The sequence below is a fragment of the Kocuria soli genome (genome assembly GCF_003797835.1).
GTDB lineage: Bacteria > Actinomycetota > Actinomycetes > Actinomycetales > Micrococcaceae > Kocuria > Kocuria soli.
The window spans coordinates 46,547-67,277 of sequence record NZ_RKMF01000017.1; the positions used below are offsets into that span (position 1 = coordinate 46,547).

22 protein-coding genes, 1 tRNA gene and 1 other RNA gene are annotated in these 20,731 nt (G+C 65.6%); 14 read left to right on the top strand and 10 right to left on the bottom strand.

All coding sequences use genetic code 11. The features are described 5' to 3' along the window. Positions 1–14: 14 nt before the first annotated feature. The gene (gene msrA / locus EDL96_RS12095; RefSeq protein WP_123826490.1) at positions 15–578 is read right to left on the bottom strand and encodes a peptide-methionine (S)-S-oxide reductase MsrA; all 564 of its coding nucleotides are present in this window, start codon (positions 576–578) and stop codon (positions 15–17) included. 53 nt (positions 579–631) lie between these two features. On the opposite strand from msrA, the gene EDL96_RS12100 reads away from it, so the two are divergent. Then, the gene (locus EDL96_RS12100) at positions 632–1,591 is read left to right on the top strand and encodes a Nif3-like dinuclear metal center hexameric protein (protein ID WP_123826492.1); all 960 of its coding nucleotides are present in this window, start codon (positions 632–634) and stop codon (positions 1,589–1,591) included. Between the two features lie 60 nt (positions 1,592–1,651). Further along, complete coding sequence (locus EDL96_RS12105; protein WP_123826494.1) at positions 1,652–2,380, top strand: zinc ribbon domain-containing protein; 729 nt, start codon at positions 1,652–1,654, stop codon at positions 2,378–2,380. A gap of 107 nt (positions 2,381–2,487) precedes the next feature. Here EDL96_RS12105 and rnpB read toward each other — a convergent pair. Next, positions 2,488–2,872, bottom strand: an RNA gene (rnpB, locus tag EDL96_RS12110) — RNase P RNA component class A. A gap of 48 nt (positions 2,873–2,920) precedes the next feature. Here rnpB and EDL96_RS12115 point away from each other — a divergent pair. Continuing rightward, positions 2,921–3,712 carry a YaaA family protein gene (locus EDL96_RS12115; protein ID WP_158609611.1) on the top strand — a complete coding sequence of 264 codons (792 nt, stop codon included), beginning with the start codon at positions 2,921–2,923 and terminating at the stop codon, positions 3,710–3,712. A gap of 12 nt (positions 3,713–3,724) precedes the next feature. Here EDL96_RS12115 and def read toward each other — a convergent pair whose 3' ends face one another. Next, positions 3,725–4,303 carry a peptide deformylase gene (gene def / locus EDL96_RS12120; protein ID WP_123826498.1) on the bottom strand — a complete coding sequence of 193 codons (579 nt, stop codon included), beginning with the start codon at positions 4,301–4,303 and terminating at the stop codon, positions 3,725–3,727. 124 nt (positions 4,304–4,427) lie between these two features. Here def and EDL96_RS12125 point away from each other — a divergent pair, with 124 nt between their 5' ends. From EDL96_RS12125 to EDL96_RS12135, 3 genes are read left to right on the top strand one after another with little or no spacing between them, the layout of a single operon-like run. Continuing rightward, positions 4,428–5,453, top strand: a complete 1,026-nt coding sequence (locus EDL96_RS12125; RefSeq protein ID WP_233568875.1) for a pyridoxal-phosphate dependent enzyme — start codon at positions 4,428–4,430, stop codon at positions 5,451–5,453. After that, complete coding sequence (locus EDL96_RS12130; RefSeq protein WP_158609612.1) at positions 5,446–7,221, top strand: FAD/NAD(P)-binding protein; 1,776 nt, start codon at positions 5,446–5,448, stop codon at positions 7,219–7,221. The genes EDL96_RS12125 and EDL96_RS12130 overlap by 8 nt, the downstream gene beginning before the upstream one ends. An 8-nt stretch (positions 7,222–7,229) precedes the next feature. After that, on the top strand, positions 7,230–8,711 hold the full coding sequence (locus tag EDL96_RS12135) for a type III PLP-dependent enzyme domain-containing protein (RefSeq protein ID WP_233568876.1): 1,482 nt from the start codon (positions 7,230–7,232) through the stop codon (positions 8,709–8,711). A gap of 46 nt (positions 8,712–8,757) precedes the next feature. Here EDL96_RS12135 and EDL96_RS12140 read toward each other — a convergent pair whose 3' ends face one another. Next, entirely contained in the window at positions 8,758–9,408 is a 651-nt protein-coding gene (locus EDL96_RS12140; protein ID WP_123826502.1) for a hypothetical protein, read from the bottom strand. 239 nt (positions 9,409–9,647) lie between these two features. Here EDL96_RS12140 and EDL96_RS12145 point away from each other — a divergent pair, with 239 nt between their 5' ends. The 5 genes from EDL96_RS12145 to EDL96_RS12165 all read left to right on the top strand — a co-directional run bounded on the left by EDL96_RS12145 (position 9,648) and on the right by EDL96_RS12165 (position 13,040). Next, positions 9,648–10,031, top strand: coding sequence for an arginase family protein (locus EDL96_RS12145; RefSeq protein WP_123826503.1), 384 nt, complete (start codon positions 9,648–9,650; stop codon positions 10,029–10,031). A 76-nt stretch (positions 10,032–10,107) separates the two neighbouring features. Next, positions 10,108–10,920: a shikimate 5-dehydrogenase gene (locus EDL96_RS12150; protein ID WP_123826504.1), complete on the top strand. Its 813-nt coding sequence runs from the start codon at positions 10,108–10,110 to the stop codon at positions 10,918–10,920. A gap of 151 nt (positions 10,921–11,071) precedes the next feature. Next, the gene (locus EDL96_RS12155; RefSeq protein ID WP_123826505.1) at positions 11,072–11,857 is read left to right on the top strand and encodes a hypothetical protein; all 786 of its coding nucleotides are present in this window, start codon (positions 11,072–11,074) and stop codon (positions 11,855–11,857) included. Positions 11,858–11,958: 101 nt separating this feature from the next. Beyond that, positions 11,959–12,456: an RNA polymerase sigma factor gene (locus tag EDL96_RS12160; RefSeq protein ID WP_123826506.1), complete on the top strand. Its 498-nt coding sequence runs from the start codon at positions 11,959–11,961 to the stop codon at positions 12,454–12,456. Continuing rightward, positions 12,453–13,040 (top strand): methylated-DNA--[protein]-cysteine S-methyltransferase, encoded by a 588-nt coding sequence (locus EDL96_RS12165; protein WP_123826507.1) that lies wholly within the window; start codon positions 12,453–12,455, stop codon positions 13,038–13,040. Before EDL96_RS12160 ends, EDL96_RS12165 begins: the two co-directional genes overlap by 4 nt. 74 nt (positions 13,041–13,114) lie before the next feature. Here EDL96_RS12165 and EDL96_RS12170 read toward each other — a convergent pair. Continuing rightward, positions 13,115–13,190, bottom strand: a tRNA-His gene (locus EDL96_RS12170). Positions 13,191–13,290: 100 nt separating this feature from the next. After that, a complete protein-coding gene (gene orn, locus EDL96_RS12175) occupies positions 13,291–13,923 on the bottom strand; it encodes an oligoribonuclease (protein WP_407656961.1) in 633 nt (210 codons plus the stop codon). Positions 13,924–14,150: 227 nt separating this feature from the next. Here orn and mptB point away from each other — a divergent pair, with 227 nt between their 5' ends. The 3 genes from mptB to recQ all read left to right on the top strand — a co-directional run bounded on the left by mptB (position 14,151) and on the right by recQ (position 18,489). After that, entirely contained in the window at positions 14,151–15,722 is a 1,572-nt protein-coding gene (gene mptB / locus EDL96_RS12180; protein WP_199732611.1) for a polyprenol phosphomannose-dependent alpha 1,6 mannosyltransferase MptB, read from the top strand. Between the two features lie 307 nt (positions 15,723–16,029). Beyond that, positions 16,030–16,644, top strand: coding sequence for a hypothetical protein (locus EDL96_RS12185; protein WP_123826509.1), 615 nt, complete (start codon positions 16,030–16,032; stop codon positions 16,642–16,644). A 9-nt stretch (positions 16,645–16,653) separates the two neighbouring features. Beyond that, positions 16,654–18,489: a DNA helicase RecQ gene (recQ, locus tag EDL96_RS12190; RefSeq protein WP_123826510.1), complete on the top strand. Its 1,836-nt coding sequence runs from the start codon at positions 16,654–16,656 to the stop codon at positions 18,487–18,489. Between the two features lie 10 nt (positions 18,490–18,499). Here the strand turns inward: recQ and EDL96_RS12195 are convergent, their stop codons facing one another. The 4 genes from EDL96_RS12195 to EDL96_RS12210 all read right to left on the bottom strand — a co-directional run. Continuing rightward, positions 18,500–18,871, bottom strand: a complete 372-nt coding sequence (locus EDL96_RS12195; protein ID WP_123826511.1) for a nuclear transport factor 2 family protein — start codon at positions 18,869–18,871, stop codon at positions 18,500–18,502. Beyond that, a complete protein-coding gene (locus tag EDL96_RS12200) occupies positions 18,868–19,761 on the bottom strand; it encodes an aldo/keto reductase (RefSeq protein ID WP_123826512.1) in 894 nt (297 codons plus the stop codon). Before EDL96_RS12200 ends, EDL96_RS12195 begins: the two co-directional genes overlap by 4 nt. Before the next feature lie 58 nt (positions 19,762–19,819). Next, positions 19,820–20,422 carry a GNAT family N-acetyltransferase gene (locus EDL96_RS12205; protein WP_123826513.1) on the bottom strand — a complete coding sequence of 201 codons (603 nt, stop codon included), beginning with the start codon at positions 20,420–20,422 and terminating at the stop codon, positions 19,820–19,822. A gap of 203 nt (positions 20,423–20,625) precedes the next feature. Then, the coding region (locus tag EDL96_RS12210) for an integrase core domain-containing protein (RefSeq protein ID WP_148079891.1) at positions 20,626–20,731 on the bottom strand (106 nt) is incomplete at its 5' end.

Sequence of the window (20,731 nt, forward strand, 5' to 3'; positions counted from 1 at the left end):
CCATCTCCGCCAGGCTATCGGGGCCACCCGTCGTTACCACCAAGTAAGGAAGGTTCCAGAAACTCGGCGTAACGTTGACGGACCTTTGACAGCTTGGGGTTGATGACCACCTGGCAGTACCCGTTGAACGGCTGCTTGGCGTAGAAGTCCTGATGGAAGGATTCCGCCGGGTACAACGTCCCGAGAGGCTCGATCGTGGTCACGATCGGGTCCTCGAACAGCGGCCGGGCGCGTTCGATCGCTTTGGCGAACACCTGTTCCTGCTCGGCGTCCGCGGGGAACATCGCCGAGCGGTACTGCGTACCGACGTCGTGCCCCTGACGGTTCAGGGTCGTGGGGTCGTGCCCGGTGAAGAAGATGTCCAGGATGGTGTCCTCGGAGACGATGTCGGGGTCGAACGTGACGGCGACGGCCTCGGCGTGACCCGTGGTTCCCGTGCACACGCTGTGGTAATCGGGATGGCCGGTGTGGCCACCGGTGTAGACGGACACCACGTCCGTCACACCGCGCGTGATGCGGTACACCGCGTCCAGGCACCAGAAGCACCCGCCTGCAAGAACGAAAGTCGTTGGTCTCACGTGTGGCTCCAACACAGCACCCGCCCCGCGTATTCCGCTCGTAGGATGAAGCCATGACGGCTGATCGAGATGACCTCGTCCGTGCCGATGCGTCCATCGCCACCGGGAACCCCGGTGCTGACGGCGTGCCGACTCATCCCCAGGCAGTGGCGACGGTCGCTCGCGTGGTCGAGGTGGCCGACGCGTTGTGGCCCTTCCGGAGCCAGGAGAGTTGGGACGCCTCCGAGCTGGTCGTGGGGCGTCCCTATGCCCCCGTGCGGCGCATCCTGGTGGCGGTCGATCCGGTGTCCTCCGTGGTCCAGGAGGCCGTGGACCTGGACGTCGACCTGCTGTTGACCCACCACCCCCTCATGCTCGGTGGGCAGAGCTCGGTGGCCGCAGATCACTACAAGGGCCGGTTGGTGCACGAACTGATCGAGAACCGGATCGGGCTGCTGGCCTGCCACACCAACGCCGACAGCGCCGAGTCGGGAGTGTCCGAGGTCCTGATCCAGGCCTGCGGGGTCTCACGCGCCCGCCCCTTGCAGCCGCTGGCAGAGGACCCCGCAACGGGGCTCGGTCGGATCGGCGGTCTGGATGAGCCCGTGACGCTCGAGGACCTCGCCCGGCACTTGGCTGCCGTCGTTCCTCCCACCGCGCAAGGCGTACGGGTGGCGGGGCCGAAAGACCGAGAGATCCGGACCGTGGCCGTGTGCGGGGGCGCCGGCGGGTCGCTGCTCGACGACGTCGCGGCCACGGAAGCGGATGTCTACGTCACGGCGGACCTGCGGCATCACCCGGTGTCGGAGGCACGGGAGGCCGCCATGCACGGGGGCGACGACGGCCTGTGTCTGATCGACCTGTCCCACGCGGCCAGCGAGTGGCTGTGGGTGCCCGTGGGGGCGGCTGCTCTCGAGGAGGCGCTCCGGGGGCGCGGTCACGACGTCGAGGTCCTGGTGTCCGAACGACGCACGGATCCGTGGGACTTCCGGGTGCCCAGTCCGCATCCGGAGCCGCAGGACCGCTGGACCTGAGATCGCTGAAGAGATTTCGGCACGACACAAGACACGGCACACGGCCGGAGGAGACAGACGATGACCCGAGCCACCTCGGAGAACTACGCGGCACTGCTGGAACTGCAGCGGCGCGACGCACGCATGACCTCCCTGTCCGAATCTCTCAAGACGCTCCAGCAGGAGCCGCAGCTGGTGGCCGCGTTGAAGCGCCGCCAGGCCGCAGTGCACACGGCCAAGCAGCTGGACGCGCGTCGTGCGGACCTGGAGAAGTCCGAGTCGGCTGCGCAACAGAAGCTCGACGACGTTCTGGCGCGGCTGGAGAAGGATCGGCAGCGGCGCGACGCCGGCGGATCCGCCAAGGAGGTTTCCGCGCTGCAGCGCCAGATCGAATCGCTCACCACGCAGGTGGAGAAGGCCCGGACTGCGTTGGCCACCGCCACCCAGGAACTGGAGTCCTTCCGGGCCGAGCGCTCGGCCGTCCTGCCCAAGCTCCAGGCTGCGGACGCCGAAGCCAAGAACCTGGTGGCGGCGGCGCAGGAGCGTGGCGCTGCCATGCAGGCGGAACACGCCCAATTGGTGGGGGAGAGGGACGCCGCCTTGGCCGCCGTGGACAACCAACCGCTCCTGGCCCGCTACGAAAAGATTCGCACGGGAGGCCACGCCATCCGCACGGCGGCCACCACGCGCACCGGGGTCACCTGCGGTTCGTGTGGTTCCGCGATGAGCCCCGCCGAACTGGCGGAGGTGGAAGCCGACCCGGCAGAGGTCTCCACCTGCCCGTCCTGCGGGGCGATCTTCGCGGGCTGACCCGACCTGGGAACCGCTCGACCACACCGTTTCCTGCCGACCACACCGGGTATGCGCGGTGTGGTCGCAATCAGCGGTGTGGTCGCGGGCGGGAGAGAAGCGGGCGGGGGACAGGACGGCCTATGAGCCGGATTCTGGGCACACGCCCGGTTGCCCGGGACGCGGCGGTGACCATCCATCTAGGCCCACCGTTGCCGATGGGCTCGAGCGGCCTACCCGGACACTCGGGCGAGCAGCCCTCCAACGTGTCCTGTCTGACCTTGCTCCGGACGGGGTTTACCGAGCCACACCGGTCACCCGGTGTGCTGGTGGGCTCTTACCCCACCTTTTCACCCTGACCCACGACGACGAATCGCCGCGGGCGGTCTGTTTTCTGTGGCACTTTCCTGCGGGTCACCCCGAGTGGGCGTTACCCACCGTCCTGCTCTGCGGAGTCCGGACTTTCCTCGCGACGCCGGTTGTCCGGCGTCGCGCGGTCACCCGGCCGTCCTGTCCAGCCGAGGAGTCTACCCGCTGGGGTGGATGGATAGGATCGAGCGCGTGCTGATCCTCCTTCCCCCCTCAGAAACCAAGACGGCCCCCACGACGGGCGATCCTGTGAACCTGGCCGAGCTCTCCTGGCCGCAGCTCACGGCTGCCCGGGAACGTGCACTCAAAGCATTGGTCAAGGTCAGCGGTCAGAGGAACGCCATGACCGTGTTGGGGGTGGGCTCCTCCTTGGAGCAGGAAGTCCTGAGGAACCAGAACCTGAGCTCGGCCCCCACGGCTCCTGCGCTGGAGGTCTACAACGGAGTTCTCTACGACGCGTTGTCCCGGAACTCGTTCACTCCGGCTCAGCGGGCAACAGCAGAACAGAGCATCGTCATCATGTCGGCGTTGTGGGGTGCGCTGAGACCCACCGACCGGATCCCCGCCTATCGACTGTCCGGTTCAACGGCCTTGCGTGGCCTGGGGAAATCGGGAGGCCTGAAGATGTCGACCTACTGGAAGCCGCATCTGGCCGAGGTCCTCGGTGGAGAGGCGGGCGAACAGCTGATCGTGGACTGCCGTTCGTCCACTTACGCATCCGCCTTTGACGCACCCAAACAGAACACCGTCACGGTCAAGGTGGTGCAACCGGTCCACGGCCGACGCAAGGTCGTGTCGCACAATGCCAAGCACACCCGCGGCGAACTGGCACGTCACCTGATCGGGTACGAAGCGCAGGGAGCGACGGTTCGGACCGCTGAGGACCTCCGAGCGGTGGCAGGTCAGCGGTGGACGGTGGAACTCGCCGAGCCGAGCGCCAAGAAGGCCGGGGAACTGACCGTGGTGCTGCCCGAACAGGGCTAGCCCCACCCGGGCTTACTCGTCGTGGCCGAAGGGGTCCTCGTCGACCCCGGGCTGCCAGGTGTTCCCGGCGCGTCCCCATCCTTCTGCGCGAACGGTCTTCTTGGCCTTCTTGGACCACTTGGCGTTGAGACGGTCGACGTACAACTTGCCGTCCAGGTGGTCGTACTCGTGCTGCATGACGCGCGCGAACCAGCCGGTGGCCTCCCATGCGATGGGGTTTCCGTGGGGGTCGAAGCCTGCGATCTTGACCCAGTCGGCCCGCTTGAGCGGGTAACTCAGTCCGGGGACGGACAGGCAGCCCTCGGATTCCTCGTCCGGGTCCGGGCTCTGTTCGGAGATCTTGCCCACCGTCAGCACGGGGTTGATGATCTCGCCGCGGTCCGGGGCGTCGTCGTCGTTGGAGAAGACGAAGGTGAAAATCCGCAGCCCCACGCCGATCTGTGGTGCCGCCAGCCCGACGCCGTGAGCGGCGTCCATGGTTTCGTGCATGTCGGCGATCAGCTCGCGAAGGGAGTCGTCAAAGGCGGTGACCTTGCCGGCGGGGCGGTGCAGCACCGGATCACCGGTGATGACGACGGGGCGGACGGTCATGCGGTCGACTCCTCAAAGGGGTGGTTGCGGGGCTGAGAAGGAATCCTAGTGGAACACCGATTACCAGCGACCTGACGCAATACGCAGTATGCTTATAGCTGTGTCCATTTCACGGAGTCCCATCGTGGACGATCTCTGCGCGGCGGTCGGCTCGACGCCGCTGGTCCGATTGTCTCGACTGTTTCCCCGCGCAGAGATTCGCACTGAGGTTCTGGCCAAGGTGGAGTCCATGAACCCCGGGTGGAGTGCCAAGGACCGGCCGGCCGTGTCCATGCTGGACGATGCTCTGAACCGCGGCGTTCTGGCCCCCGGCGGCACGGTCATTGAGTCCAGTTCAGGCAACTTGGGCATTTCACTGGCCCGTGCCTGCACGCTCCGCAATGTCCATTTCGTCTGCGTCGTCGATTCGCGCGCGAACCGCTCCACGGTGGCTGCGATCCGGGCACTGGGTGCGCGGATCGAGGTGGTCGACCAACCAGACCCCGCTACCGGTGATCTGCTCACCGCTCGACTTGCGCGAGTCCGGCAGCTGCTCGAAGAGATTCCGGGTTCGGTCAACCTGTACCAGTACGGGAATCCCGCCAACGCTCGCGCACATTGTGACGGCACCATGCGAGAGATCGCCGAGGCAACGGGAGGGCAGCTGGACGTCATGGTGGCCGCGTGCAGCACCACGGGCACCATCGGCGGATGCCAGAGCTACATCACCGAGCACGGAATGCAGACGGAACTTGTTGCCGTGGACGCTGTGGGCAGCGTGTTGTTCGGTGGTACACCTGGGGCACGCCTGTTGCCCGGGATGGGTGCCGGATTCGTCACGGACCTTTCACGGGAGGTCAGGCCCGACCGCGTCATCCGGGTCAGTGAACGCCAATGCATTGCCGGTGCCCGCCTACTCGCTCAGCGCGAAGGAATCCTGGCCGGTGCCTCCACCGGGGGCGTCGTGTGTGCCACGGCCCAGGTGTTGCGGGAACGGCCGCACCTCAGTCGCCTGGCCGTCATGGTTCACGACGGCGGCCTGCCGTACCTGGAGACCGTGTACGACGACGACTGGGTGCGGGAGAACCTGGGCCTGACCCCCGAGGAGATCGAAACGACGATGGACGAGATCGCGGGGCTGCCCACCAACGATGGAACCGATCGTGACTGACGTTCCCCGGTCGGGCAGACAGTTGAACCGTGCGGCGCAGGTGGAGCCGGCAGTCGGCGCGACGTTCCGGATCGCCGTCGTCGGTTCCGGTCCCAAGGCGTTGTTCGCGCTGGAGTCCCTGAGTCGGCGGCTGTCCAAGCGAACGCAGGACGAGCCCCGCGTGCAGATCACCGTGTTCGACGGCAATCCCTCTCCGGGCGTGGGTGCCGCTTATTCGCCCGAGCAACCGGAGTTCCTGCGGCTCAACGTGACCTCTGAGATCGTGGACGTCCACGAACCCGGAGCCTCGGGGCGCCTGGTCCCGGATTTCCTCGGGTGGGCCGCGGTGAACGCACCGCACCTGCACCGGGAGACCTACCCGCCCCGAGCCGACGTCGGACGGTACCTGCGCACGGCATGGGCGGTGGTGGAACGCCGTATGGCAACCGTGGCGGAGGTTGACCATGTCTTTAAGCGGGTAGTTGCGGCCGAGCCCGCCGCGCTCACGCAGCATGGACGCAGCAGCTGGACCCTCAACACGGCGGACTCTCGGGGGTACGGGCCCTACCACGAGGTCCTGCTGTGCACCGGACACGACGACGACCACGCCGGGGCCCTGTCGCACGGATGGCGCTCGCCGACCCCGTTGGTTCCGGCGGTCTTTCCGGTCGAGAACAACCTGGGCGAAGACCAGGTGCCGTCGGGGTCCACCGTGGCAGTTCGGGGGGCCGCGCTGACGTTCGTGGATGCCGCATTGGCACTGACGCAGGGCCGGGGTGGTGTCTTCATCGACCGGGGTCAGGATCGGTTCACGTACCTCCGTGCCGGGAACGAACCGGCACGGATCCTGCCCGTGTCCAGAGACGGACTCCTGCTGGACGCCAAGCCGGTGGTGGGTGGCGTTCCGGAGGACGTCCAGGCACTGCTGGTCGAGGCGCGCGTGCGCCTGCGGGCATCGAGCGAGATGTCCCAGGTGTTGGCCTGTGTCGAGTCAACGGCGGTCAGCATTCTGCACCAACGCACCATCAGAGCCTCATCGGATGCCGAATGGCAGATCTCCTACACGTTGCGCAACGGCGGTCCACCGGAATCCGAGCGGCTGGACCGGGCCCGACGTGTCCTGGCCATGAGTGTCCGCGCGGCCGAACACCCGGAGTCGACAGGCCCGGCCTGGGCCCTCGGGCGGGCCTGGGCCGGGCTGTACCCGGCGATCGTCGAAAACCTGAGTTTCCGGGAGTTCGAGCAACGGGAGTGGGCGGAGTTCTCGGCTCTTGCACGGGCGATGGAGAGGTTCGCCTTCGGCCCGCCCCTGGTGAATGCACGGAAGATCCTGGCCCTGGTCGAGGCGGGCGTCATCGACCTTTCCTGGATGCGTGCGGGAGTCACCATCGACGGCGACGGCGTGCACGGCCCGTCCGACGAGGACCCGGAGCCGGACGTCGTGGTTGACGCCGTGCTGGCCCCTCCCGGCGTCAGCGGGTCACAGCAACCGTTGTACCGGGACCTGCTTGAGCGAGGGGTGCTCAGTGTGCCCTCGGGTCGGCGCGGTGCCCGGGTGACGGAATCGGGGCAGGCCGTTGATGCCGTGGGTGAAGCCGTTGCGGGGCTGTCGCTCCTTGGGCGTGCCACCGAGGACTACGTGATCGGTCATGACACCCTCAACCGGTCCCTCCACCCGCAGCCGCAACGCTGGGCCGAACGCGTGGTTCAAGTGCTGACCGAACGCGGGGCCACCTGCCCGACGGACAGCATTGCGGCAGCCGCTCCAACTACCGCGCCCGCGGAATGAAGGTCACAATGCTCACGGAACAGATGGCCACGGATCCGCTCCGCGCAGCCGCGCACGGCACCCCGCCGTTGGCCGCCAGGCTCGAACCCTGGATGCGCGACCTGCTCTCGGACCCGGGAGAATGCGACCGGTTGCTCCGCACCTACGGCAGTCCGGTCAACGTCCACGACTTCACACCCCTTCAGCGCAATGCGGCGGAGATGGTGCAGTCCGGTGCGCGTCACGGGGTGCCCCTCCGAGTGTTCGTCGCGCGAAAGGCCAACAAGACTTTGGGGCTGGTGGAAGCGGTCAAGGACCTGGGGCACGGGATCGACGTCGCCAGCGAACGTGAGTTGCGCCAGGTCCTGGACCTCGGAATGAGCCCGGCCGACATCATCCTCACGGCGGCCGTCAAACCGGAGCGCTTGCTACGCCTGGCCATGGAACGCGGTGTACCGGTGGCCCTGGACAACCTGGACGAGGCCCTGTTGGCCCAGCAGGTGAGTTCCGGGCTGCCTGCGCCGTCACCGGTGGTCTTGAGGATGGCGCCGGAGCCCGCGGAAGGACTGGCCCCCACACGTTTCGGGGAATCCGCGGAGACCTGGCTTTCCTTCCTGGACGACCACCCGCTTGAGGCCGCGGGACAGCGGGTGGACGGGATCCATTTCCACCTGCACGGGTATTCGGCACGGGACCGTGCGGTGGCGCTCACCCAAGCCATCGAGTTCATCGACCGGTTGCGCGAGGGCGGCCACGCGCCGTCGTTCATCGACATGGGCGGGGGCGTGCCGATGTCCTACCTGAACGACGGCGAACAGTGGGCCACCTTCTGGGAACAGCACGAAGCTGACTTGCTGGACGGCGGTACCACCCAGACGTGGCGCGGCGACGGGTTGGGGCTCAGGGTGGAAGACCATTCGGAGGGGCCTCGGCTGACCGGGGTGCGGGACGTGTATCCGTACCACCAGTCACCCGTTCGCGGGGAGTGGTTGGACGCGGTCCTGACGACGCAGATCGCGCCAGGGGTGACCGTGGCCCAGGCCCTGAACGAACGCGGAATCACCCTGCGCTGCGAACCGGGACGGTCCATGCTCGATGGCTGTGGGCTGACCCTGGCGCGAGTGGTGTTCCGGAAGCACACGAGCGACGGTGTGCCGATCGTGGGCCTCGAGATGAACAGGACCCAGTGCCGGTCCACGTCCGCGGACTTCCTGGTCGACCCTGTCCTGGTCCGGACCGGGTCGCAGGCCCGCGGGGCCTCGCACAAGGAGGCATGGAACGGAAACGACGGCGCATTCCTGGTCGGCGCTTACTGCATCGAGGCCGAGCTGATCCTGCGTCGTCGCATCTGCTTCCCGGCCGGCATTGACGTGGGGGACGTGATTGCCCTGCCGAACACGGCCGGTTATCTCATGCACATCCTGGAAAGCGCCTCCCACCAGATCCCGCTGGCCGCCAACGTGGTGCGGTCCGGGGCGGAATTCGTCCGCGACGGGATTGACCTGGGTTGATTCTTGAGCCGCGGTGAAAGAGGCCGTTGATGGAAGGGCGCCTCGCTCACAGGTGAGTGACGGCGTGGGCGATCAGCGCTGCCGCGCCCAGGAAGCAGGTGACCACGGGCAGCGCCCCTGAGATCTTGGACCCGAGCCCGCGCCGAGTGTTCGCTTGGCGGGCCTGGACCTTGGTCAACATTCCCGGCAATGTGCGGGCCAGGACGATCGGTAGCCACGCGGGGGCGCAGGTTAGGGCGGCGACTACGACCAGCGCCGGGACAACCGTCCACACACTCCAATTCGAGGCCCCCAAGTGCTGAGAGGCAGCCAGGACCAACGGTATGGACGTGAAGTTGGTGGCCATGGCGATCACTCCGCGGATGGTGGAGCCCGAGTTTCCGTCGCTTTGCCGCCGTGGGTTGCGGTCCTGCCGGAGCAGGTGAATGCCGTACCCGATCAGGGCTGCGGCCAACACGACGTCTACGCCGGTTGAGACGATCTCGCGCTCCACGAACGACGTGAATGCTGCACCGAGCAACCCGGCCCCGATCACACAGATCACCGTGACGACGGCGAACATGCCGACGGTGTACCGGACTGTGGCCCGGGCGCTGTCGTTGACCTGGAGGGTGGTCGCATTGACTAACACCATGGGGCTGACAGCCGACAACAGGGCCAGCGGAAGGACGGACGATACGACACCAACTGCGGACACGTCGCTATTGGAGCACAGATCTCCGTGCTGTTCCGTCGGTGATGCGGAAGTCGGCCAACATGCGTCAGCGCAGCAAGAAAGCACAACACATCGCAAGCTTGGCGTGGGTCAAGGTGTGGTGTGCTCTGTGGGTCTTGTATGGCTCGTGCCAGGCCCGTTCCGGGTGAAGCCAGCTCGCCGAAAGGAACCGTCGTGACCACTCCCCCCTTGGCTGGTGGGACAGCGGCTTCGGAGAAGGAATCCCGGCCGAACAGGTGGTGTTGGCGGGTGTGCGGGACATTGATCCTCCCGATTTGACCATGATCACCGAGCACGGCATCCCGGTGGTGCCACCCGGTCCGGACTTCGCTCGTCGGCTGAGTGAAGCAGTTGCGGGTCGACCGGTGTATGTCCACGTGGATTGCGATGTGTTGGAACCGGGTACTGTCTCCACAGATTACGTCGTGGGCAACGGGCTGACCCTGGATGACCTCCATGCTGGCTTGACCGTACTTGCCGACGGCGACGTGGTAGGTATCCAGATCGCAGAATTCGAGTCGGGGGAAGATCAGGAAACGACTGCTCACGCGGCTTCCCAGGTAGTCCGGGCCATCCGCCCTGTTCTGCCTGTTTTCGGAGTCTGACAGATTCACGGACCTGATAACACCACCGACCCCAAGACTGCTACGAGCGGAAATGTCCACGTGGCAAGCTGGACCCATGCGCGACGTCACCAAGGACACCCAGCTCTGCATCTCGCTCTCCGCCCGGCCCACGAACATCGGCACCCGGTTCCACAACTACCTGTACGAGGTGCTGGACCTGAACTATGTCTACAAGGCGTTCCGCCCCACGAACATCGAACAGGCCATTGCGGGCGTCCGGGGCTTGGGCATCCGCGGATGTGCTGTGTCCATGCCGTGGAAGGAAGCGGTCATCCCGCTCGTCGACCACATGGCAGAGTCCGCCGCGGCCATCCAGTCCGTGAACACGATCGTCAACGACGACGGACACCTCACGGCCTACAACACCGACTACCAGGCGATCTACAACCTGCTGGAATCCCATCAAGTGCCCCGAGGGTCATTCGCGGTCCTGGGAGCTGGTGGTATGGCCAAGGCTGCCGTCGCTGCCCTGACGAATGCGGGATTCGGCCCGGGGACTGTCGTTGCACGCAATGAACAGACGGGTAGGGCTCTTGCAGATCAGTACGGCAACTCGTGGGCCCCGGACGCCGACGGTCTTGATGCCTCGCTGATCCTCAACGCCACCCCGGTGGGCATGTCCGGTGGTCCCGCCGAACACGAACTTGCTGTCCCGCAGGATGTGGTCGAACGGTCTGCCACGATCTTCGACGTCGTGGCCTTCCCGTCCGAAACCCCGTTGATCACCGCTGCCCGTGCGGCAGGAAAGCCCGTGATCACGGGAGCTGAGGTCATTGCGCTGCAGGCTGCCGAACAGTTCGTGCTCTACACCGGCGTACGCCCCACCAACGAGCAGGTGGCCGAGGCCTCCCGGATCTCCCGGGCGTGACCGTCGTCGGCCTCAGCTTGACTGCTACAGGTGCAATGCCAGGGTGAGTAAACGGCCGGTGAACTGCCCATGTCCCTTTCCCCTATGATGTTCTTCTTTGGGGAGAACATTCGTGATGCCGGGGGGCCTCACGATTATGGGGGAGAAGAACATGCTCGGTCAGAGGACTCGATCCGATCAGGCGGCCGTCGCGGCTGAATGGTCACTCGATGCGACCAACACCGCGTCACCCACGGGTGCGCATAAGAGCCCACGGGCCGTTCCGGCAGGAACGCTTGTGGTGTGGATGCTTGGCCTGCTGCTGTTCGTTGACGTACTCCTGCTGTCGGCGAATGTGGCCTACCGAATCGGCGATGGACAGGACTCCGGATTCTGGGGCACCTTCGCGGCAACTGCGTGGGACGGAGACACGGACGGATCCCACATCGAGATCTGGGGCCACATCCAATTGCTTCTCGCCGCGGGCCTCCTGGTGATGCTCGCCCGGCAGCACAAGCAGCTGGTTTTCACCGCCTGGGCCTGGCTCATGTTCGTCGTCGTGGTCGATGATTTCTTCCAGGTCCACGAGTCCCTGGGTGAGGTCATGGCCGGTTTGTTCGATGCAGACGCGGTGGCCGGGCTGGCTACGAAGGACCTGGGGGAACTGCTCACCTGGGGAGTCTTGGCACTGCTGCTGGTACCGCCGCTGGTGCTGGGGTTCTTCAAGGCGAGTTCGTGGGCGCGGCGCAGAACCGTGGTCCTGGGCGCCGTCCTTGCCCTTCTGGTGGTCTTCGCGATCGGCTTGGACATGGCCAACATCCTGCTGCACGACCACATTTCGGGGCCCGCGACCACCGTCGTGACACTCGCCGAGACCGCGGGCGAGCTGGTGCCCATGACGCTCTTCCTGGCGTACACCGTCAAGGTAGCTGTGCTTCCGTCTCGACGATCCGCGTAGAGGTGAGTGCCGCCGTGTCCGCATGACGTGCGGCGTCGTACAAGTCATCGGGAACCGGACCTCACGTTTCACTCGTCCTCCGCGTCTACGGTGTGATGAGGATGAAAGAACCGTTCGAGAAGGCCGTGGAGCGGCACGGGGTCACCGTGTTGCGAGTGTGCCGCGCCGTGCTCGGGGCCGGAGCCGATGCGGACGATGCGTGGTCGGAGACGTTCTTGGCTGCCCTTCGCGCGTGGCCGGAACTCCCCGAGGGCACGAACGTAGAGGCGTGGCTGGTTCGGGTCGCTCACCGCAAGGCCGTTGATGTCACCCGTGCGCGGGCACGCCACGCGACCCCCACCGATGAGGTGCCTGACCGAGCTTCATCACTGGATGATCCAAGTGGTGACGAACGTGGTGTGTGGCAGGCAGTGGCTGCGCTTCCCGAGCGCCAGCGCCTTGCGATCGCCTATCACTATCTCGGTGGGCTCCCGCACATTCAGACGGCCGAGTTGATCGGTGGTACCCCGGAGGCCGTGCGTCGAGCAGCGGCTGACGGCATCAAGAGTTTGCGGCAGACCTACAACGCTGGTGAGGCACAGAAGGGAGAATCCCGATGAACCATGATCTGTTTCCGGTATCAAGAACTGACCTTGACCGCCTACGCGAGACGTTGATCGTTCGTGCCCAGGACGACGGCGTCCTCGACGTCGCCTACCGCATAATGGACTCCCCGGTGGGTCCGCTGTTGTTGGCCACCACCGAGAAGGGCCTGGTGCGCGTCGCCTTCGAGATCGAGGACTTCGATGCCGTCCTGGAAACGTTGGCACAGCGGGTGAGCCCTCGGATTCTGGACGCTCCCAAGCGTTTGGACGTGGCCGCCGTCGAACTCGAGGAGTACTTCACGGGCCATCGCCACGAATTCGACCTGCCGCTGGACCATGCGCTCTCGAGGGGTTTCCGGCAGGAGGTGCAACGGTTCCTGCCGCAGATCGGGTACGGCCAGACACTTTCCTACAAGGAGGTGGCCGGACTCGTTGGCAACCCCCAGGCGGTGCGCGCGGTCGGCACCGCCTGCGCAACCAACCCGCTGCCGGTGGTTGTCCCTTGCCACCGAGTGCTGCGTACTGATGGGAGCCTTGGTGGCTACATCGGGGGTCTGGAGGCGAAAACCGCGCTGTTGTCGCTCGAGCAAGCGGCTTGAGTTGAGGGCCCCACCCGGAACCGGGGGAGTGGGCAAAGGAATCGGCCCCGACCGTGAGGTCGGGGCCGATTCTGTGGGGTGAGCGACGGGGGTTGAACCCGCGACCTCCTGGACCACAACCAGGCGCTCTGCCGACTGAGCTACGCCCACCATGTTCGCTTCAGGACTGCACAACGAGTGCGCTGTTCGTGAAAGCAACGCGGACCACTATAACCCATTCGGACGGGTGTCGGCGCCGCGTCCCTGGTGGTTACCGTTCGTCGTCGTCGTGGGTGGAGTCGAGGGTGGAATCAGGCGCGGGTTCAGCGGTGGAACCGGTGCGGTGGGCCGTGATGTCCGCGGCCACCTTGCGGGCTTCGTCCGAGGTGGGCCCGGGTGCCGGGACGAACACGGCACCGCGGTAGTAGCGCAGTTCGTCGATCGAGTCCTGAATGTCTCCCAGCGCGCGGTGGTTGCCCGTCTTGGGAGGGGACTGGAAGTAGGCCCGCGGGTACCAGCGGCGGGAGAGTTCCTTGATGGTGGAGACATCGATCACGCGGTAGTGCAGGTGTTCTACCAGCTCTGGCATGTCCCGCACCAGGAACGTGCGGTCGGTGCCCACGGAGTTGCCTGCCAGCGGAGCCTTGCGGGGTTCGGGGACCCATTCGCGGATGTAGGCCATGACCTGGTCCTGAGCGTCTTGCATGGTGGTGCCGTGCGGGAGTTCCTCCAGCAGACCGGAGGTGGTGTGCATGTTGCGCACGAAATCGTTCATCTGCTCCAAGGCCGCTTGGTCGGGTGCGATCACGACGTCCACGCCGTCACCCAGGACGTTGAGCTGGTCGTCGGTCACCAGGACCGCGACCTCGATCAGGGCATCGGCCTCAAGGGACAGCCCGGTCATCTCGCAGTCGATCCACACGATTCGTTCATTGGAAATAGCCACGCGGCAACTTTAATCCCAGGTGCCGGGGGTGCGGCGGCAGGGTTACGTCCCGTGCACCCCGGTAGGATGGCCGATGACCTATTGCGCCGACCCCCACTCCCGACGACGGGTGCTGTCACCTCCTCGCCGTTCGGCAGGCCGGTGCCTTCGCGCCGGGGCGGGCGTCTGAAACTCAGAGGGGACCAGTGACTGCAGACAGTAGCGAGACCGGCGTCCCCGCTTCCGCCGAGACGACGACGGAGGGTGCGGGCTCGGCTGTTCGGCAGCGGGTGCGCAAGTCCCCGCTGAGGACCGTCATCGCGGGAGCAGTCGGGTCGATCCTGCTGTTCATTGGTTCTCTGGGCGTGGGATGGCTTGCGGCCGTTTCTGAGATCCGGCAGAACCCCGTGGTCATCGCGCTGCGGTTCACCACCCCGGGGGCGATCGTCTCCATCATCCTGGTGGCGCTGGGCGGCATGCTCCTGGTCCGCGAATGGTTGCGGCTGGGACAGAAACTGAACCACTGGGGGCCGGACACCCGGAAGTGGGTCAATGCGGCCATGATCTCCTGGTCCGTGCCCATGATGGTGGCCATCCCCATGTTCAGCCGGGATATCTACTCGTACATCGGTCAGGGACGTGTGATGCAGTCCGGGCTGAATCCGTACGAATACGGGGTCTCGACGATTGAGAACTTCTTCCAGCTGGGAGCGGATCAGCTCTGGAGCGAGTCCCCGCCACCGTATGGACCCTTGTTCCTGTGGATGGAACAAGGTGTGGTGGCCCTGACCAACGCCCAACCGGACCAGTCGGTGCTGTTGTTCCGCGGGCTCTGCATCCTGTCCGTGGCGGCCATTGCCTGGATGGTTCCGCGGCTGGCTAGATTGCACGGCATCAACGAAACACGTGCCTTGTGGCTGTCCGTGGCCAACCCCTTGTTACTGGTCAACTTCATTCTGGCCGCCCACAACGACGCGATCATGATCGCCCTGGCCTTGGGGGGCACCCTGGCCGCCGCCACATGGCGGGACTGGCGCGGTGGCCTTCTTGGTGCCTTCCTGGTCACCATGTCCATTGCGATCAAACCGATCACCTTGGTCTTCCTGCCGTTCATCGGGTTGCTGTGGGCCGGCAAGGGTGCCTCCTGGACGCGTCGGTTCGCGATCTGGGCGCTGACCCTGGCCTGGTCGGTGGGGATTTTGGCCTTGATGGGATTTGTCTCGGACTTCGGATTTGGGTGGGTCTCCGCCATGTCCACCCCCGGATCCGTGTTCATCTGGTACGCCCCGGTGGGGATGCTCGGGCTGATCGCCAACGGCGTGGCCGGAATTTTGGGTGGTGACGGCGGCAAGGCGATGGACCTGGTGCACAGCCTGGGGCAGATGCTTGCGGTGCCCGTGATCCTGTACATGATGTTCGTGGGCCGGGACCAGAAGATCATTCGCCGTTTGACCTGGGCTTTCGCGGCGATCGTGATCTTCGCACCTATGATTCAGGCGTGGTACGTGGTGTGGCTGATCCCGTTGTTCGCCGTGACTGGCATTCGGTCGGACTGGCAGGTGGACGTTCTGTTTTTCCTCTCGGCCTTCTTCATGATCTACGCCGTGTCCGACCAGCTGGACGTGTTCCCGTACCTGGACATCGACCTCAGCTCGGGACGCACGATCGCCGCCGTCATCGCCATCGCCTACGGCGCGTACCTCTGGTTCCTGGATCCGGCCACCAGGCGGCTCTTCCGGGGCAAGTACCGCAGCACATTGCAGTCCACGGTGATCTGATCCTGACTCCGGTGACCAGGGGCGGTCGCGGGTGCAGACCCGTGGCAGCCTTAGACAAACCGAAGCTGGGCCCGGTCACGGTGGGCGTTCAACAAGGCCAGTGCGTCAAACTGCAGGCGATGGGATCACGGTCGGCGCTCAGGACGTGGTCCCCGAACGGAACAGCGAGGTCACGGTGTCCTATCAGCAAGCACCCGACGGGTACGGCCTTGTGCCCACGTCGTCTCGGACCCCACGTGACCCGGCGAAGGGAAGCAGGACGACCTTCCTACAGGGCCTTCGCTCGCAGATCCTGGCTACCGCAATTGTGGCTGTTCTGGCCACGATCATTGTCGGACTGGGCGCCCGTGGGCTGATTGAGGACAGACAATTCAATGTGATCGATGACGGAGCGATGATTGGATGCTGCACCTGGGTGGCGTTCACGCTGTTGTGGCCGTACTTCGGGTTCGATTACGACAAGGAGGACTTAGGCGTCCCCGATCGAGCGGCAGTTCCGCTCCTGGTGTTGATCGGACCCTTGGTGGGCTTTGCCGCAACTCTTTCGATGAGTGCTTGGCCCCTGCTGCTGGGCGACACCGCGGTCCCTGGCACGGTGACCGGTAACCTGTGGGGCCAACCTTTGGGACTGGTACTCATGGGTGGAGCCACGTGGGTGTTGACCAACGTGGGTGTCACGTTTTGCACCTTGGTGTTCGTCCCGTTCCGGCGGCTCTGGCTTCGGGGAGTGAGTGTTCTGCCCAGTTTGATTGGCCTGTTTCTGGGCGGTTGGTGGTACCTCGGGATTCAGAACGCACCGTTCCGAATGTCCACCCTCCTCACGGTGACCATGCTGATACCCGTGACAACCGTGGGCCCGGTTCTGGTAGGGCTTCTTCTGACCCATGTTCGTCAGCGCCAAGGGCCGGGGCTGGCCTTGTAAATTGGTCGGGTGAATTCTTCCCCTCCCGCTGACACCACGACCCCGCTCCAGGTGCTCCATGACGTCTTCGGGTACGACTCCTTTCGTGGTGACCAGGAAAAGATCGTGGAGCACGTCAGCGGTGGGGGAGACGCCGTCGTCCTGATGCCCACGGGGGGCGGGAAGTCACTGTGCTATCAGATCCCCGCGCTGGTCCGGCCCGGTACGGGAGTGGTGATTTCTCCGCTGATCGCGCTCATGCAGAACCAGGTGGACGCGCTGGCTGCGGTGGGTGTCAAGGCCGCCTTCCTCAACTCGACTCTGAGTTTCGAGGAAGCCGATGCGGTGGAAGCAGATCTCCTGGCCGGCCGACTGGACCTGGTTTACATGGCACCCGAACGGCTGGTCCAGAAACATACCTTGAACGTTCTGGCCCGCTGCCGGCTTGCGTTGTTCGCCATTGACGAGGCGCACTGTGTTTCTCAGTGGGGCCACGACTTCCGGCGGGACTACCTGGGGCTCTCGGTCCTGGCTGAACGCTTTCCCGAGGTGCCGCGGATCGCCTTGACCGCCACCGCCACGGAAGCGACCCACGCGGAGCTGACCGAGCGGCTCGGCATGGCGCAGGCACGGCATTTCGTGTCGAGCTTCGACCGGCCGAACATCCAGTACCGGATCGTGGAGAAGGACAACGCGCGCTCGCAGTTGCTGCGGTTGCTTCGCGCCGAACACGACGGTGATTCCGGGATCGTCTACTGCCTGTCCCGGCGCAGCGTGGAGCAGACGGCCGAAGCGCTGCGCAAGGAGGGCCTGGACGCGTTGGGGTACCACGCGGGGCTCAGCGAAACGCAGCGCGCGGAACGCCAGGCCAGGTTCCTCCGGGAGGACGGCGTGGTCATGGTGGCCACGATCGCCTTCGGCATGGGCATCGACAAACCGGATGTGCGGTTCGTGGCACACCTGGATCTCCCCAAGAGCGTGGAGGGGTACTACCAGGAAACCGGCCGCGCGGGACGAGACGGGCTACCGGCCACGGCCTGGTTGGCTTACGGTCTCAACGACGTGGTTCAACTGCGCCGCATGATCGACAACGGCGACGGCTCCGAACAGCACCAGCGCGGGCAGCGAGCCCACCTGGACGCCATGCTGGGGCTGTGTGAGTCCCTGACCTGCCGCCGCGTGCAGATCCTGCGCTACTTCGGGCAGGACGCCGAACCGTGCGGGAACTGCGACAACTGCCTGACGCCGCCCACGGGCTGGGATGCGACGGTGGCCGCTCAGAAACTGCTGTCCACCATCGTCCGGCTGAACCGTGAACGGGATCAGCGTTTCGGCGCCGGGCAGATCATCGACATTCTGCGCGGCAAACCCAATGACCGCTCAACGGCCTCCCGCCACCAGGAACTCACGGTGTGGGGGATCGGCGCGGACCTCAGCGTGACCGAGTGGCGCGGGGTCATCCGGCAACTGCTGGCACGCAACATCGTGGAGTCGGTGGGGGACTACGGGACGCTGGCCCTGGGGCCCGGCGCGGGTGCCGTCCTCCGCGGTGAGCAGGAACTTGAACTACGGCGCAGCCAACCCAAACAGCGATCCTCCGGCGTCCGCGGTCGACGTTCGACGACGACGGCGGACCTGTCGGGCCCGGAGGCGGTGCTGTTCGAGTCGTTGCGCGAATGGCGGGCGCAAGAGGCCAAGGAGCAGAACGTTCCGGCCTACATTGTGTTCCCGGACGCCACACTGATCGCCATTGCGCGTGAACGCCCAAGCAGCGTCCGCGGTCTCGCGGGTGTCAGCGGCGTGGGTGCCAAGAAGCTGGAGCGGTACGGGGATGCGTTGGTGGAGTTGGTGACCAGCTCGAACTGACCGCACCCCCCTACCAGGTGGAGGCCACCGTCTTCAGCGAAACCCATGCGCCGTCGTCGCGCGGGGCGAAATCCGTGCGCAGCCGCAGCCGCCAGGTGTTCCGTGAGCCCCAGATGGTGGCATCCGTGTGGGTGCGTGCGTCGACCGTCGCGGATTCCGGGTGAACTTCGACCACGACGTCCGCATCGCGGATCGAGTGGTAGGCCATGGTCGCGGCTTCGACCTCCCCGAGCCATTCGGTCTTGGGCTGCACGTGGCCGGTCATGTGGGTCAGGGTGTATTCGTCGGCCAGCAAGGGATCCAGCCTGGCGGGGTCACCGGACACCATGGCCGCGCACAGTGCCCGGTGCGCGGCCATGGCCTGGGAGCGTGAAGGACTCATGCCTCGGGGATGTCCATCCCGAAGCTGTCGAGCGTGACGTCCTCCGGTTCAGGACCGCCGCGGACCCCTGTGTCCAGGGCGTCGATGCGGGCCAGTTCGTCGTCGCTCAACTCGAAGTCGAACACGTCGAAGTTCTCCGCGATTCGGTGCTCCTTGACGGACTTGGGGATGACCTGGCGGCCTTCCTGCAGGTGCCACCGCAGCATGATCTGCGCGGGGGACTTGCCGTGGGCCTCCGCAATGGCCACGGTCTCCGGGTCCTCCAGCGTGGACTTGCGGTTGTCGTCACCCCAGCCGGGGTAGAAGGTGATGCCACCGATCGGTGACCAGGCCTGGGACACGATGCCCAGTTCCGCGTTCTTCTCCAGCAACTCACGCTGCTGGAAGTACGGGTGGATCTCGATCTGGTTCACGGCCGGAACCACGGTGGCCTCCGCGAGCAGGCCGTCCAGGTGATCGGGCATGAAGTTGCTGACGCCGATCGCGCGCACCTTGCCGTCCGCCAGCAACTGCTCAAGGGCTTTGTACGCAGCAATGGTCCGGTCAAAGGTTTCCGGAAGGGCCTGGTGGAGGATCAGCAGGTCGATCTGCTCCACGCCTAACTTGCCTGCCGCCTTGTCGAAGGCGTGCAGCGTTTCGTCGAACCCGAAGTCGCTGATCCAGACCTTGGTCTCGATGAAAACTTCAGACCGATCCAGACCCGATTCGCGGATGGCCTGACCCACCTCGCGTTCGTTCCCGTAGGCAGCGGCCGTGTCGATGTGCCGGTACCCCGTCTTCAGGGCGCTTGCGACGGCGGCCGTGGTCTCCTCGGGCGGGGACTGGAAGACCCCAAAGCCCAGTGCGGGGATCTCGATTCCGTTGTTCAAAGTGATCATGGGAATGCTCATGTCCCTCAGCCTAGGCACGTCGGATCCTCCCGAGACAGGCACTCTTGGTACCAGGTTGTCACTGGGCGGCGGGCCGCCACATGGAATACGGTGCCGCCCGCTCATTGAGTTGGATACGTCGCATCGGTTGGAAACCGTGCCGCCGGTAGAGGTTCCCGCTCCGGGCGGTCGAGGACTCCAAGTACGCGGGCTGGCCCGCCCGGTCGGCCTGGTTCAGGCGGTGGTCCAGGAGCACGGCACCCACCCCCTGGCCCCTCGCATCCGGGTGGACGCCGATGGCATGGAGGTACCAGTGCGGCGTCGTCGGCCGGTACTTGGCCATCTCCGCTTCAATCTTGAGGGCGCGGACCATCCCTCCGGTTCCCAGCGCGCGGTGGAAGTCCCGCGCGTGCGTCACGAGGCCGGGGATCGTGGGCCCATGGTGCCCCGGGGCGTACCAGGCAGCCGCACCGATGATCTGCTGGCCCTCCCGAATCGTGTCCACCGTCCCGGCCTGGATGGCTCCACCGTTGAGCAGACCACGAAACAGCCACGGGCCGCGTTCCACCATGACGGCCGGGTCCGTGGTTCCCATAGCGGCCTGCATGGGTGGATCCGACTGGAAGGCCATAGCCATCAGCTTGGACAGTTCATCGAGGTCGGCCGGCGCGGCCGGTGTCACGGTAAACAGCGCTTTCTCCTGGTGTGCTCGGCCGCCTTCTGGACAACTAGGGACGGCCTCAGACGGGCTTCTGATGGCCGCTGCGCAAGGAATGGAGAGCCCATCCGTAAACTGCAACGGTAATGCCTACTTGTAGCACCATGAGCGCGGGTGTGAGCGAACCGGTCAAGACTGCCACTAGCTGTACTCGGCCACGACGTTGGTTACAGGCGGCTGGTCGGAGGTAGTCCGTCGAGTGCGCTGTGGCGGCGTTGAGTGTTGTAGATGTTCAGCCAGGGGTCAAGCGCCTCTTTACGCGCCTGGTTGCTG

Excerpts from the sequence above, each read along its gene's own strand:
- EDL96_RS12100 (WP_123826492.1), top strand. The coding sequence starts at position 632 with ATGACGGCTGATCGAGATGACCTCGTCCGTGCCGATGCGTCCATCGCC.
- EDL96_RS12105 (WP_123826494.1), top strand. The coding sequence starts at position 1,652 with ATGACCCGAGCCACCTCGGAGAACTACGCGGCACTGCTGGAACTGCAG.
- def (WP_123826498.1), bottom strand. The coding sequence starts at position 4,303 with ATGACCGTCCGCCCCGTCGTCATCACCGGTGATCCGGTGCTGCACCGC.
- EDL96_RS12135 (WP_233568876.1), top strand. The coding sequence starts at position 7,230 with ATGCTCACGGAACAGATGGCCACGGATCCGCTCCGCGCAGCCGCGCAC.
- EDL96_RS12150 (WP_123826504.1), top strand. The coding sequence starts at position 10,108 with ATGCGCGACGTCACCAAGGACACCCAGCTCTGCATCTCGCTCTCCGCC.
- EDL96_RS12155 (WP_123826505.1), top strand. The coding sequence starts at position 11,072 with ATGCTCGGTCAGAGGACTCGATCCGATCAGGCGGCCGTCGCGGCTGAA.
- EDL96_RS12160 (WP_123826506.1), top strand. The coding sequence starts at position 11,959 with ATGAAAGAACCGTTCGAGAAGGCCGTGGAGCGGCACGGGGTCACCGTG.
- EDL96_RS12165 (WP_123826507.1), top strand. The coding sequence starts at position 12,453 with ATGAACCATGATCTGTTTCCGGTATCAAGAACTGACCTTGACCGCCTA.
- orn (WP_407656961.1), bottom strand. The coding sequence starts at position 13,923 with ATGACCGGGCTGTCCCTTGAGGCCGATGCCCTGATCGAGGTCGCGGTC.
- EDL96_RS12195 (WP_123826511.1), bottom strand. The coding sequence starts at position 18,871 with ATGAGTCCTTCACGCTCCCAGGCCATGGCCGCGCACCGGGCACTGTGC.
- EDL96_RS12200 (WP_123826512.1), bottom strand. The coding sequence starts at position 19,761 with ATGAGCATTCCCATGATCACTTTGAACAACGGAATCGAGATCCCCGCA.